This is a genomic window from Exiguobacterium sp., assembly GCF_020832205.1.
Classification (GTDB): domain Bacteria; phylum Bacillota; class Bacilli; order Exiguobacteriales; family Exiguobacteriaceae; genus Exiguobacterium.
In genome coordinates, this window is record NZ_JAFIFD010000013.1 from 152,546 (window position 1) to 165,892 (window position 13,347).

General features: G+C 54.8%; 12 protein-coding genes. 4 read left to right on the plus strand and 8 right to left on the minus strand.

Features of this window, described 5'->3' with window-relative positions; translation table 11 throughout:
- Positions 1–134: 134 nt before the first annotated feature.
- The 3 genes from nagB to JJU47_RS02970 form a co-directional block, all read right to left on the minus strand.
- The gene (gene nagB, locus JJU47_RS02960; protein ID WP_228616046.1) at positions 135–899 is read right to left on the minus strand and encodes a glucosamine-6-phosphate deaminase; all 765 of its coding nucleotides are present in this window, start codon (positions 897–899) and stop codon (positions 135–137) included.
- Complete coding sequence (nagA, locus tag JJU47_RS02965) at positions 896–2,041, minus strand: N-acetylglucosamine-6-phosphate deacetylase (protein ID WP_228616047.1); 1,146 nt, start codon at positions 2,039–2,041, stop codon at positions 896–898. Before nagA ends, nagB begins: the two co-directional genes overlap by 4 nt.
- Positions 2,042–2,193: 152 nt before the next feature.
- A complete protein-coding gene (locus tag JJU47_RS02970) occupies positions 2,194–3,558 on the minus strand; it encodes an MATE family efflux transporter (protein WP_228616048.1) in 1,365 nt (454 codons plus the stop codon).
- A gap of 38 nt (positions 3,559–3,596) precedes the next feature.
- On the opposite strand from JJU47_RS02970, the gene JJU47_RS02975 reads away from it, so the two are divergent.
- Positions 3,597–4,370 carry a CHAD domain-containing protein gene (locus JJU47_RS02975; RefSeq protein ID WP_228616049.1) on the plus strand — a complete coding sequence of 258 codons (774 nt, stop codon included), beginning with the start codon at positions 3,597–3,599 and terminating at the stop codon, positions 4,368–4,370.
- Here the strand turns inward: JJU47_RS02975 and glsA are convergent.
- Together glsA and JJU47_RS02985 are read right to left on the minus strand one after the other, a co-directional pair.
- Entirely contained in the window at positions 4,367–5,308 is a 942-nt protein-coding gene (glsA, locus tag JJU47_RS02980) for a glutaminase A (protein ID WP_228616050.1), read from the minus strand. The two genes, JJU47_RS02975 and glsA, sit on opposite strands and share 4 nt — an antisense overlap.
- A 59-nt stretch (positions 5,309–5,367) precedes the next feature.
- On the minus strand, positions 5,368–5,532 hold the full coding sequence (locus tag JJU47_RS02985; RefSeq protein ID WP_228616052.1) for a hypothetical protein: 165 nt from the start codon (positions 5,530–5,532) through the stop codon (positions 5,368–5,370).
- Between the two features lie 111 nt (positions 5,533–5,643).
- On the opposite strand from JJU47_RS02985, the gene hemG reads away from it, so the two are divergent.
- The 3 genes from hemG (at position 5,644) to JJU47_RS03000 (ending at position 8,478) form a co-directional block, all read left to right on the plus strand.
- Positions 5,644–7,008 carry a protoporphyrinogen oxidase gene (gene hemG, locus JJU47_RS02990; RefSeq protein WP_228616054.1) on the plus strand — a complete coding sequence of 455 codons (1,365 nt, stop codon included), beginning with the start codon at positions 5,644–5,646 and terminating at the stop codon, positions 7,006–7,008.
- A complete protein-coding gene (locus JJU47_RS02995) occupies positions 7,005–8,072 on the plus strand; it encodes a TIGR04053 family radical SAM/SPASM domain-containing protein (protein WP_228616056.1) in 1,068 nt (355 codons plus the stop codon). Before hemG ends, JJU47_RS02995 begins: the two co-directional genes overlap by 4 nt.
- A gap of 88 nt (positions 8,073–8,160) precedes the next feature.
- Entirely contained in the window at positions 8,161–8,478 is a 318-nt protein-coding gene (locus JJU47_RS03000) for a hypothetical protein (protein ID WP_228616058.1), read from the plus strand.
- Between the two features lie 37 nt (positions 8,479–8,515).
- On the opposite strand, the gene clpB is transcribed toward JJU47_RS03000, so the two are convergent.
- From clpB to JJU47_RS03015, 3 genes are all read right to left on the minus strand, one after another.
- Positions 8,516–11,107, minus strand: coding sequence for an ATP-dependent chaperone ClpB (gene clpB, locus JJU47_RS03005; protein WP_228616060.1), 2,592 nt, complete (start codon positions 11,105–11,107; stop codon positions 8,516–8,518).
- An 18-nt stretch (positions 11,108–11,125) separates the two neighbouring features.
- On the minus strand, positions 11,126–11,992 hold the full coding sequence (locus JJU47_RS03010; protein ID WP_228616062.1) for a DnaJ C-terminal domain-containing protein: 867 nt from the start codon (positions 11,990–11,992) through the stop codon (positions 11,126–11,128).
- Between the two features lie 138 nt (positions 11,993–12,130).
- Positions 12,131–13,309: a CamS family sex pheromone protein gene (locus JJU47_RS03015; protein WP_228616064.1), complete on the minus strand. Its 1,179-nt coding sequence runs from the start codon at positions 13,307–13,309 to the stop codon at positions 12,131–12,133.
- Positions 13,310–13,347 lie beyond the last annotated feature (38 nt).

Consider the following 13,347-nt stretch of genomic DNA (forward strand, 5'->3'; position numbering starts at 1 on the left):
CGAATGATACGAGCTTCACTTATTATAGAGGAATCCATAACGTTTGTCGAAAACGTTTTGATGACAAATTCATTTCTATACAATTTCCCACAAAGCTTCACTAAAAAAACCTGCGGATATGAATCCGCAGGCAGTTAGGACCGGATGGAGAAGAAACGGGCCGCGGCCTCACTTCCTCGCGCTTGTAAGGCATCGGCGCACTGAGATGCGGCTTCCTGATCGAGGACGACCGTCACACTCGGATGCGCTTGTAAAATCGTCGCCGGCCATTCGATCGTCGGGACGCTCTCAATCATGTGATGGACCGCCTCCGCTTTGCGTGTGCCTGTGGCGACGAGTACGATCTCACGGGCGTTCATGATCGTATCGAGACCCATTGTGATGGCGTCAGTCGGAACGTCGTCGATCGAATCGAAGAAACGTCGGTTCGCTTCTCGCGTCGACTCCGTCAACTCGGTCACATGCGTCTTGGCGTCGAGCGCCGTTCCCGGCTCATTGAAAGCGATGTGCCCGTTCTCCCCGATGCCGAGCAACTGCAAATCGACGCCGATCGAACGGACGAGCGCCTCGTACCTCTCCGCTTCCGCTTTCGGGTCGGCAGCGTCTCCTCGCGGCAAGTGGTTCTCTTTGAATGGGACGTCGTCGAACAACTTCTCTTCCATGAAGTGATGATAGCTTTGCGGATGGTCCGGAGCGAGGCCGATATATTCGTCTAAATTGACGCTCGTCACGTGACGGCAGTCAAGCCGATCTTCCTTGAACATCTTATACATCCCGACAGGCGTACTGCCGGTCGCGAGTCCGAGGACGAAGTCGTGTTTTCCGGAGAGTCGTTCTTTAATGAGCGTGTATGCGATCTGTTCTGCTTCTTGCGGTGTGTTGGCTACCAATATGTTCATACGAGATCCTCCTTCTTAAATGCGACCTGCCCCCGATGAATCGTCTGTTCGACCGATAACGCCTCATCCCACACGACGAGGTCCGCATCAAAACCGGCAGCAATTTTTCCTTTATGCATCAACCCAAACTCATGCGCTTGGTTGCTTGACGTCATCTTCACAGCTTCTTCTAACGTACATCCCGTGAAATCGAGAATGTTTCGGAACGCGGCATCCATCGTCAAGACGCTGCCGGCCAGATTGCCTGCTTCAAGACGCGCTGCCCCGTCCTCTACAATGACCGGTTGGCCTCCGAGCTCATAGCGTCCGTCCGGCAATCCTTTCGCCCGCATCGCGTCGGTGATGACGACAAGTCCGTCAGCCCCTTTTAAGCGATAAGCAAAATCGACCATTTCCCGGCGGCTATGAATCCCGTCCGGAATGATTTCAACCATGACGTCCCGTTCGAGCAAGCAGTATCCGACCGTCCCGGGCTCCCGATGATGCAGACCGCGCATTTGGTTGTACAAGTGCGTCCCATGTTTGACAGCGGCTTGTTTGTTTTCTGCGTATGTCGCATTCGTATGCCCGGTCGATCCGATTGCTCCCGTCTCTCGCATGGCACGTTCAAGTTCCCGTGCCCCAGGACGTTCCGGGGCATACGTGACGAGACGAATGTGTCCTCCGGCCGCCTCCTGAAAACGCCGGAACTGGTCGGCGTCCGGGTCCGTGATGTGTTCAGCGGGTTGAGCGCCGGCGTTGTCGACGTTGACGTACGGGCCTTCTAAGTGAATACCGATGACAGTCGTGTCGCCTGACTCGATGACATGACGGGCAGCTTCAAGCGCTCGTGTAATCTCTGATTTCGATTGCGTAATCGTTGTCGCTAAAAATGACGTGACCCCTTCAGCGAGCATGGATGTGGCGAGATGACGCAAACGCGTCTCGTCCGCATCCATCGTATCGACGTCGTAACCGCCATGCACATGAATGTCGATCATACCTGGCGTCACGAGCGCTCCCGCCACATCGAACACGTCCTCATCCTGCGCGACGTAATCGTCCATCGGTCCGACCGCCTCGATCGTATGCCCGTTCCATCGAATATACCCGTGTTCCCACGTCTCATCTCCCGAGACGATTCGTGCGTTAATGATCACCATCACCAGTCTCCACCTTTCTATCCCTATCCCTATTCTTCCCCATTATGATAACAAATATCTAGTATAGTTGTATATACCAATTTTAAAGTAAATCGTCATCTAAAAAAACGAGGACGAGAAACGTTCGGCACGTCCCTCGTCCTCGCTATTTTTTATGATGCCGGTTTTGGTTCCGGTTTATATTGACGCACGATGTACACGAGACGGACGAACAACAGCACGGCCCCGGCAGCAAGTCCGGCGATGAGCCCGATCCAATAACCGTCCGGTCCGAAGCCGAACGGCTCGGCGAGCAAATAACCGAGCGGAAGCCCGATCACCCAATAGGCGATGAGTGAGAGGACGAGCGTCACGTTCACATCTTTGAAGCCGCGCAATATTCCTTGGATCGGCGCCGCAACGGCATCCGACAGTTGGAAGAACACCGCAAAGATCATGAAATGGGCCGCTAGTTCAACGACAGCTGCATCGTTCGTATAGATGGCCGCCACCCGCTCATTTTGCCAAAAGAGGAGGCCTCCGGAAAACATCGATACCGCCAAGCAAAGGGCAAGGCCGATTTTGGCGTAGCGGACCGCATCTTTTAAGCGGCGTGCCCCGAGCTCATAACCGACGACGATCGTCAAGGCGCTCGATGCCGACAGCGGAAGCATGTAGACGAACGAGGCGAAGTTGATGGCCGCTTGGTGGGCGGCGACGATATTGTCCCCGTACGAGCTGAGAAGCAATGTCACAGCTGCAAAAATACTGACCTCGGCAAAGATGGCCAGGCCGATCGGTGTCCCGAGCTTCAACAGCTCACGCTGTCTTGGCCAGAGCAGACGTTCAAACGAGCGAAGGAAACGATACTCCAAGAACGGCTTCCCGCTCCGGACAAAGGCGAGCGCCATGAAAAAGAGGAGCCAGTACGTGATGGCCGAGGCGATGCCTGCCCCGATGCCCCCGTAGGCCGGCACGCCGAGTTTTCCAAAAATGAAGATGTAGTTTAAACCGACGTTAATGGGTAACCCTAACAGTATAAGGAGCATCGAGACGCGGGTTTTACCGAGCGAGTCCATGAGCGTGCGCAGCACGTTGAACAAAAACATCGGTAAGACGCCGAAACCGAGGGCGAGCAAATACCCTTTGGCGATGCGTTTCCCTTCCTCGCTCAGCCCCATCCCATCGACGGCGGTCGGGACGAGGATGGCCCCGAGGATGAGCGTCGCGATGCTCAGCCCGACCGCTAAGTAAATCCCTTGAAACAACGTCCGTTGAATCTGCTGGATATTTCTCGCCCCGAGCGCTTGTGCGACAATCGGCGCGACGGCGAGCAAAATCCCGCTCAGTCCCGTGTAGACCGGCATCCACAAACTCGAACCGACACCGACACCGGCCAAGTCGACCGCTCCTGCGCGACCCGACATGACCGTGTCAAAAAAGCTGATTAAGTAAAACGATACTTGTGTCACCAAAATCGGGAAGAAGATGGTGAAGAACAGTTTGATTTTTTCTTGAAGCGTATGTGTTTGGTACATGGACAACCCTCATCTCATTTCTGAAAGGAAACAATAGCATGAATCAACGGAATGCGGAAAAGTTAAAATATGAATTGCTCGAAACATGGAACACGTTTAACCATTATATAACCGAAGCGCTCACGTTTCAAAATAGCGAAGACGTCCATCAGGCGCGCGTCCATTTGCGAAAGCTGTTGACGTTCATGCAGCTGTACGAGACGAAACCGTCCACATATCGACAACTGAAACAGCTCATGGAAGCGCTCGGTTCGGTGCGCGACGGTGATGTGCTCATCGAAGGGCTCGAGGCGGACACCGAGCTCGACGAAGCTTTTCTTGATTACATGGAACAAAAACGCGCCGTCGACCGGACGGTGCTCGCGACGCGAGTGAGCGAAAAGATGACGCCGTCGCTCGATCAGCAAGTACGTCGTTTCCTAGGCGGACAATTGTTGCGCGCGTTCAAAAAACGAGATGCGGCTACTTTTATTGAGAAAGCCAAATCTGAACGAAAGCGCCGTATCGATACTCACAAAGAAGCGTCACATATGGCCGACCGGCTCGAGACGCTCCACAAAATACGGCTCGCCGTCAAACGCGAGCGCTATTTACATGAGTATTTATTGAACTACGAAGACGCAGCTTCAAAAGATCACGTCCATAAATTGAAACGGCTCCAGACCGAGCTCGGCAACATGAACGATCACCATCAGTTGCTGTTGCGATGGACGGATTTTTCACCGCCCGACGAACTCAAGACAGCCTATGCGGCGAAACTTCGTCAGCTCGAGGCCGAACTCGACGAAGCGGTCGCTGCCGTCTCGCTTTAACGCGACGTGTAGCGTTCGACGAGCAGCTCAAGCAGTTTCATCCCGGCAATCGAGTTCCCTTTTGAATCGAGGGCGGGACCGAAAATGCCAAATCCGACATCGCTCAGTCCGAGCTCATGTTTGCCGGTCGCGAGAATCGCGCCTGACACACCACTCTTACCGGGAAGACCGACCCGAACGGCAAATTCGCCGGATGCGTCATACATGCCGCACGTCGTCATGATCGCCTTGACGATTCGGACGACACGCCGCGGGATCAACTCGTCCCCCGTCACCGGATCTTCTCCGTTCCCGGACAGGATCCGACCGATGCGCGCCAAGTCGAAACAGTCGATCTCGATGGCGCACTGTTTCGTGTACACATCGATGATCTCATCGACGTCGCCTTCGACAATGCCGTGGTGACGCATAAAGTACAGCAAGGCCCGATTCAAGTCGGTCGTCTCGTATTCCGAGCGGGCGACTTTTTCGTTGTAGCGTACTTCTTCGACCGGTACACCTAACAGCGTCGCCAAAAACTGACGGAACTGATAAATCTTCAACTCGGCGGTATCGCCTAAAATCATGCTCGTGACAGCGAGCGCCCCGGCGTTGATCATCGGGTTGAGCGGTTTGGAAGGGACCGTCTCCTCGAGCTTCGCGATCGAGTTGAACGCGTCCCCCGTCGGTTCCATCCCAACTTTCGAGAACACGTAGTCTTCCCCGAACTCCATCAAGACGTAGCAAAGCGCAAGCGCTTTGGATACACTTTGAATCGTGAATTTATGATGGACGTCACCCGCATGGATGTAAGAACCGTCAGGCAGACAAATCGCCACACCGAGTAAATCGTCTTTCACATGAGCGAGCTCCGGGATGTAATCGGCCACTTTCCCTTGAGCCGTATACGGACGACACTCGTCGACCAAATGCGCCAACTGTTGTTCTAATACGTTCATCATCATCACCTCATATCCGATAGTTTACAACCGGGTCATCTTACCATATCTTCTCGCGCTTATCCATCCGGCGGCCCGTCGTCTTTATACCACTTGTCATCAGCCCATAAGATCGGCGGGCTTTCCTCGTCCCCTTCTAGCTTCTCCCCGTGGCGATTCATGATCAAAACGAACGTGACGACACTGCCGACGACGACGAACGCCATCATCCAAAACGAGAGCATCGCGGCCCCTCCTTTGCAATCGTGACAATTTTGTCTAACAACGGCGTGATACTTATCCTATGTCTCGTTGCCAATTCTCGGTACCGTTAAGAGTAGACTAAACGGAAATGGGTGAATCGATTGAACAACATCGCAATTATCGGCGGCGGTATCACCGGCATGGCGGCCGCCTACTATGCCAAACAAACCGGGGCACACGTCACACTTTATGAGGCAAGTGACCGAATCGGAGGGAAGATCAAGACGATCTATCGGGATGGGTTCGTCCTAGAGTGTGGACCAGACGGCTATATGGCACGCAAGCCCACACTCACCGAACTGATCACAGAACTCGGTCTCGATGAACAGCTCGTCCGCTCGAAGACCGGCACGTCTTACATATTCGTCCGCAACAAGTTGCGTCAAATGCCGGCAGGGTCGGTCATGGGGATCCCGACAAAATTCTGGCCGATGGTGAAGACCGACCTGTTCACGTGGCGCGGGAAGTTCCGGGCCGGGATGGACCTTGTGCTCCCTCGTGTTTACGCGGGCGAAGATATCTCACTCGATACGTTCTTTCGTACCCGCCTCGGCTCTGAAGTCGTCGAGTCGATGATCGAGCCACTCTTGTCGGGCATTTATAACGGAACGCTCGAAGATATGAGCATCGAGTCTACTTTCCCTCAGTTTATCACGATTGAACAGAAAAGACGTAGCCTCATCCTCGGCATGAAAGCACTCACACCGCCCGTTCAGGCCGGAGTGAAACCGCAGGAGGCCGGGAAGTTCCTGTCCCTTCAAAACGGACTCGGTACGTTGATCGAGGCACTCCGTCCGTCGGTTGACCGGCTCTATACAGATGCGTCCGTCACGGCGATCCGACCGCACGAAGTCGAGCTCGCAGACGGCACGGTCGAGCGGTTTGACGGTGTCATCCTCGCCACGTCACCGCACGCCCTCGGTCCGATGCTCGGCATCGAAGCAGCCCGTCAACTGTCATCGCTCAAACGGACGTCTTCATTGACGGTACTTGCGGCTTTTAAAGACGAAGACGTCGACGCCCTCGACGGCACTGGCTACGTCATCGCTAAATCGGAAGGCAACGCCTTGACCGCTTGCAGTTGGATGCATAAAAAGTGGCCGCATATGGCACCGAAAGGGACGGCGCTTCTACGCGTATATGTCGGGTCTGACTTCGTCCCTGACCTGCTCCTCGAGTCGGATGATGCCGTTGCCGCATTTGCGTTGGACGAACTCCGGAAAATCCAACACGTCGGGACGCCGCTCTTCACGAAAGTCGAGCGACACATCGACTCGATGCCGCAGTACGAAGTCGGTCACAAACAATACGTGCGGTCGTTTGAAGACGCTGTCTCTCGACTCGAAGGCGTCGAAGCGTGCGGGGCGATTCTCCATGGAGTCGGCCTCCCAGACTGTGTCGACTCCGCGAAGCGTGCCGTCGAACGGCTGATGAAAAAGCAGGAGGTGCCGGTATGAGACAAGTCGACTACAATGAAAATCCGTTCATCGTCATTTGGGAAGTGACCCGGGCCTGCGCCTTGTCCTGTGTCCATTGCCGGGCGGAAGCGCAGTATCATCGATATCCGGACGAGCTTGATACGTCGCAAGGAAAAGCACTCATTCGGGACATCTACGCGATGAATAATCCGATCCTCGTCTTCACTGGCGGAGACCCGCTCATGCGTGAGGACTTGTTCGAACTGACCCGCTACGCTTCTTCCCTCGGCATGCGCGTCTCCATGACGCCATCGGCGACGCCGCGCGTCACGCATGACGCCGTGAGACGTGCGAAAGAAGCCGGATTGACACGCTGGGCGTTCTCGCTCGATGGGCCGGACGCCAAATCACACGACTATTTCCGCGGGACGCGCGGCAGTTTCGAGCGGACTATCCGAGGTATCTCGTATTTCCGCGAAGAAGGGATGTCGTTTCAAATCAATACGACCGTCACCGAGTACAACGTCGACCGCTTGCCCGAGATCGCCAAACTCGTCGGGGAGCTCGGTGTCTCGGTGTGGACGCTGTTCTTTCTCGTCCCGACCGGTCGCGGTTCGCTCCTCCAGCCGATTTCTCCGGAACGACATGAGGACGTATTGCGCTGGGCGTTCGCGCTTCAAGAAGAGGTCCCGTTCATCATCTCGACGACCGAGGCCCAGTTCTACCGGCGTGTCGCGAGACAAGAGAACCAGCGACGGAAAGACGAGGGACGGCCGCCGATCGGTCACCCGCACGACGATCTCGCGAAAGCACCGCGCGGCACGAATGACGGCAACGGTTTCGTCTTTATCTCACATACAGGCGACGTCCAACCGTCGGGCTTCCTCCCTATCAAGTGCGGCAACGTCAAACAGACCCCGCTCGCCGAAATCTATCGCCATCATCCCGTGTTCAAGTCACTTCGGGACCCGGACACGCACGGCGGCAAGTGTGGCTATTGCGAATATCGCTACGTATGCGGCGGGTCCCGTGCCCGTGCTTACGCCGTAACGGGCGATTATAAAGCGGAAGAACCGTACTGTGTGTATCAACCATCCACGTAAAAAGAATCATTTTACATTTTTTTGTTTTATCGTATGATAAATGTAAATATATTGAATTCACATTTCATACGATGAAGGTGGAGATGACATGTTCGTGTACATCCCGATTGACGGCTTGTTTTATATCGGCTTCGCACTTATCGTTTTAATCAGCTATCCGATCGACCATCTCGTCATGCGGGTCGGAAAGACGGTCAATGGCGCATTTTACTCGCTCGTCGCGGTCAGTCTCGGTCTGTTCTTTTGGCTTGTGATTTGGTTTGACGAAGCAGCGCGACAGCGTGATATGGGGACAATCCCGGTCGTCTTCAATTTTGCGTTCGCCGTCCTGTTGTATGCCGCGTTTCTCGCAGTCAGTTATTTCGTGTTACGTGCCGTCCACAGACGCACACAAGTGAATCGCTAAAAAAGGAGCGCCAGCATCTGCTAGCGCTCCTTCTTTGTTAATAAGTCACGGTCGTCGGACGGAGCGTCAATTCTCCGTTCTCAACGTCGATCATGACCGTTTGACCATCCTCGACGTCTCCGGCGAGGATGCTACGGGCGAGCTTCGTCTCGATCGTCCGTTGCACGTAGCGATTGATTGGACGAGCCCCGAACTGTGGTTCGTACGCCTCGTCCGCGATGAACGTTTTCGCCGCTTCCGAAATCTCGATGTGAATCGAACGGGCCGTCAAGCGGCTTCCCATCCGGGCGACCGCCTTCTCGACGATTTGTCCGATTTGAGCGCGCGTGAGCGGATGGAACAAAATCGTCTCATCGACCCGGTTCAAGAACTCCGGTCGGAAGTGACGACGGAGCCGTTCGATGACTTGGCGCTCTTCTTCCTCATCGATGACGCCGTCTTTCGCGGCCTCGAGCAAGATGTCGGCCCCGATGTTTGAAGTCATGATGACAATCGTGTTCTTGAAGTCGACGACCCGCCCGTGCGAGTCGGTGAGACGACCGTCATCGAGCAGTTGCAGCAAGATGTTGAACACATCGGCATGCGCTTTTTCGACTTCATCCAACAACAGCACCGAGTAAGGGTTGCGACGCACCGCTTCGGTCAACTGGCCGCCTTCTTCATATCCGATATAGCCTGGAGGCGCCCCGACGAGACGTGACACGGCATGTTTTTCCATATATTCGCTCATATCGAGACGGACGATATGGTCTTCCGAATCGAACATCGCCTCGGCGAGCGCTTTGCCAAGCTCGGTTTTCCCGACCCCGGTCGGTCCGAGGAAGAGGAAGGAGCCGATCGGGCGGTTCGGGTCTTTAATGCCGGCCCGAGCCCGGATGACCGCATCGCTGACGAGACGGATCGCATCGTCTTGCCCGAAGACACGTTTGTGCAGCACCGTCTCAAGATTCAGCAACTTATCACGCTCGCCTTCGGTCAACTTCGTCACCGGGATGCCGGTCCATTTCGAGACGACTTCAGCGATTTCTTCTTCGGTCACTTCTTCCCGGACGAGTTCGCGCGTCACCGCACCGGCGAGACGCTCTGCCTCGGCAAGTTCACGTTCGAGCTCCGGGATGCGCCCATATTTCAGCTCGGAAGCGCGGTTCAAGTCGTAACGGCTCTCGGCCTCTTGCAGTTCAAGCTTCACTTTCTCCAAGTCTCCGCGGATGTGCTGGACGCGGTGTGTCGACTCTTTCTCGTTCTCCCAGCGCAAGCGGAGCGCGTCGGACTGCTCCCGAGACGAGGCGAGCTCTTGTTGAAGCGCTTCTAACCGTTTCTTCGAAGCATCGTCGCTCTCTTTTTTAAGCGCCGCTTCCTCGATTTCGAGCTGCATGACGCGGCGGACGAGTTCATCGAGTTCGGCCGGCATCGATTCCATCTCGGTCCGAATCATCGCACATGACTCATCGACGAGGTCAATCGCCTTGTCCGGCATGAACCGGTCGGTGATGTAGCGGTTCGACAACACGGCCGCCGCGACGAGCGCGTTGTCGTGAATGCGGACACCGTGGTGAATCTCGAAACGCTCTTTCAAACCGCGCAAGATCGAGACCGTGTCTTCGACGTCTGGTTCGTCGACGAGCACTTGTTGGAACCGGCGTTCGAGCGCCGGGTCTTTCTCGATGTATTGGCGATACTCATCGAGAGTCGTCGCACCGATACAGTGCAACTCTCCGCGGGCGAGCATCGGTTTCAACATATTGCCGGCGTCCATCGCCCCTTCCGATTTACCGGCGCCGACGATCGTGTGCAACTCATCGATGAAGAGGATGATTTTCCCTTCCGCCTCTTTCACTTCGTTCAACACGGCTTGAAGCCGCTCTTCAAACTCCCCGCGATATTTGGCCCCGGCGACGAGCGAGCTCATGTCGAGACTGAAGATCGTCTTGTCTTTCAAGCTTTCCGGTACGTCGCCCCGAACGATCCGTTGGGCGAGACCTTCGACGATCGCCGTCTTCCCGACCCCCGGTTCTCCGATCAAGACGGGATTGTTTTTCGTTTTTCGGCTCAAGATGCGGATGACGCGGCGAATCTCACTGTCACGACCGATGACAGGATCGATTTTTCCGGTCTTCACTTCTTGAATCAAGTCGCGGCCGTATTTCGTCAACACGTCATACGTCGCTTCTGGTGATTTCGATGTGATGCGCCGATTCCCGCGGACGGCGATGAGCGCTTCCCGCAACTTTTCTTCCGTCACACCTTTACGTTCGAGCATGCTTTGTGCTTGGCTCTTGTTCAGTAAAATTCCGAGCAAGACGTGCTCGACCGAGACGTACTCGTCATTCATGCCGGTCGCTTCACGTTCAGCCGTCGTCAATACGTTCAAGAGCGACGCCGAAATCATCGGTGTCGTCGGATTTTGTAATTTCGGTGCCTGTTTGAGCGCCATCGCGACTTCTGCCTCGATCTCCCCGACATTCAATTCCATCTTCTGCAACAAAAGCGGAATGATGCCATCCGTTTGTGAAATCATCGAGGCGAGCACGTGCCATTCGTTCATCTCGCTATGATGATACTGCTTGGCAAGTGCTTGTGAACTGACAATACTTTCATGGGCTTTATCGGTAAATCGATTGAAATCCATCACGTTTCCTCCTTATGCTCAGCGTTCGAGTTGTTCATAAACAGATCGGTGGGCAGCATCGAGCGGTAAATCGACTTCAAGCTGGACGAACAAGTCAGAGCGGACTTTCGCCGCTGTCATGAAGCCACGTCCGGGGATTCGCATCCGCTGTCCGGGACGCGATCCTGGTTTGACCTTCAATTTGACACGACCGCCGTCGAGCGTCGCAACGACGACTTCAGTGCCGTCGAGGAACGCGAGCGGACGCAACCGTTTGACGGTGATGACGTTCGCACCTTCTCGACGGTACGTGTCGTCATCCGTGAAATGAAGTTCGACGTAGACGTCTCCCCGGTCTCCGGCCTGTCCGACTTTGCTGCTCTTGCCTTTCAAACGCAGCTTCTGGCCCTCGTGCGCCCCTTTTGGAATCTTCACGTTGACCGTGCCCGTCTGAAGTCGCAAACTCACTTTCGAATCAGATGTCAGTTGACTGAGCGGCACGTTGACACGGACCGTCTCATCTAAATCCTCTTCGACCGCCTGATCGAAGAAGCTGCCAAACATATCCTCGAAGCCGAACGTGCGCGACGTCGTCCGCGAACCGCCTCCAAATTGACGGAACAAGTCCTCGAACTGGGCCGAACCTTCGCCGTACCCGTCGCCGCTGTAAGTCCCGCCGCCGAACGTCGGGCCCTCGGCACTTCCATATCGGTCATAATTCGCTTTTTTCTCTGGGTCGCTCAACACGTCAAACGCTTCTTGAATCGCTTTGAACTTGTCTTGCGCGCCCGGATCTTTATTGACGTCCGGATGGTATTGTTTGGCCAACTTTCGATAAGCTCGTTTAATGTCCTGGTCTGATGCCTGTTTCGACACCCCGAGGACGTCATAATAATTTTTTGCCATCTCGTTTCACCTCACCTATCCCTTTCCCGATTCTGATAAGTCTATTCTACCCAATTGGTCAAAGAAGGTCAAAGAATACCCTCGCTATTATGTGTACGAAAAAAAGAAGGACTTCGTTTCATCACGAAGTCCTTTCCATTAGAAATATACTTTTGGCGCAGGCATGCCTTCTTCGAACACGATCGTCACTTCGTGGTTCCCGCCAAGCGATGTGACGTTGATGCGGACCGGTACGCTGCGGTTGTACTCCCACCGGTTCTCAAGCAATCCGACGATATGTTGCGTGAAGCCGACGAGTTCGGCTCGGCTGTAGAATTGGATCGGGATATCAATCTCAAGGCGCGACAAGTCGCCATTTTGATAAAACCCTTTGCCGATCATTCCGCTGAAGTCCGGGAACACATCCGCGATCCGGTCACTGAACAACGTGAACTTCTGGGCATCGTCCCGCACTTCGTTCGTCGCCGTGCCCGATGGGAAGTAATAATACTTCTCATCGATGGCTTTCCAGTCCCCGGCGGCGACGCCGTCTCCTTTTCCGACGAACGCCGACTTGATGTAGTTGCCCGGCGTCGGCGAGCCTTGAGCCGATTTCATATAAAGCGCGACGTTGATGTCGAGGTCTTTGAAGTCTTCCCGTTCACGCAGTTGCGTCACGAGTTCGTTCGCCATCCGTTCTCCCTCCGCGATGACTTTTTTCTCATCCAACCGTTCCGTATACGTCGGGCCGAAGTTCGGGGCTTGGAAGACGTATTCACGGTTCAAGATGAGAGCGAACGACACGCCGCCGAGCTCGTAGCCGTTGTCGGCTTTTCGCATGTAATTTTGTTCGACGAGCGAAGCCAAGTAGAGCGGTGATTCTTTATTGGCATCGACGAAGTCAGCGTCTGACACTTCTGCCGTCCCGTTCGCATACGACGGGTTGAGCGGGACGAGCGCGCCTTCTTCTTGACTCTTGTCTTTTCGACCGAGCAAGCGTGACATGTCGCCGCTGTTTAACAGCTGTCCTTCTTGATATGCGAACTGGTCCGGGTTGAACGCCCCTGTCGAGTGGCGCATCAATCCGAGCTCGACTTCTTCGAGTTCGAGCGACGAACTGACTTGCCGTTGGGCGAGACCGCGCGCTGCGGCTGATTTAAACGGGATGACCATCTGATAGTAAGAATCCCGCGCCTCGATTGCCGGCGTGACACCTTCAGACGTCGTCTCGTTCCCGGTCGGCGTCACTTCTTCCTCCCCCATCGGGATTTTCATTGAACATCCGCTAAGCAACAGACTGGCGGCCACAGCGGGAATGATGAGTTGCTTCCATTTCATCTATGTCTAAACTCCTTTGATAAATCGATTCATCGTAC

Bases quoted from the DNA above. Each gene is read 5' to 3' on its own strand.
- JJU47_RS03015 (WP_228616064.1), bottom strand. From the start codon at position 13,309: ATGAAATGGAAGCAACTCATCATTCCCGCTGTGGCCGCCAGTCTGTTG.
- clpB (WP_228616060.1), bottom strand. From the start codon at position 11,107: ATGGATTTCAATCGATTTACCGATAAAGCCCATGAAAGTATTGTCAGT.
- nagB (WP_228616046.1), bottom strand. From the start codon at position 899: ATGAACATATTGGTAGCCAACACACCGCAAGAAGCAGAACAGATCGCA.
- JJU47_RS03000 (WP_228616058.1), top strand. From the start codon at position 8,161: ATGTTCGTGTACATCCCGATTGACGGCTTGTTTTATATCGGCTTCGCA.
- JJU47_RS02995 (WP_228616056.1), top strand. From the start codon at position 7,005: ATGAGACAAGTCGACTACAATGAAAATCCGTTCATCGTCATTTGGGAA.
- JJU47_RS03010 (WP_228616062.1), bottom strand. From the start codon at position 11,992: ATGGCAAAAAATTATTATGACGTCCTCGGGGTGTCGAAACAGGCATCA.
- nagA (WP_228616047.1), bottom strand. From the start codon at position 2,041: ATGGTGATCATTAACGCACGAATCGTCTCGGGAGATGAGACGTGGGAA.
- glsA (WP_228616050.1), bottom strand. From the start codon at position 5,308: ATGAACGTATTAGAACAACAGTTGGCGCATTTGGTCGACGAGTGTCGT.
- JJU47_RS02970 (WP_228616048.1), bottom strand. From the start codon at position 3,558: ATGTACCAAACACATACGCTTCAAGAAAAAATCAAACTGTTCTTCACC.
- JJU47_RS02975 (WP_228616049.1), top strand. From the start codon at position 3,597: ATGAATCAACGGAATGCGGAAAAGTTAAAATATGAATTGCTCGAAACA.
- JJU47_RS02985 (WP_228616052.1), bottom strand. From the start codon at position 5,532: ATGCTCTCGTTTTGGATGATGGCGTTCGTCGTCGTCGGCAGTGTCGTC.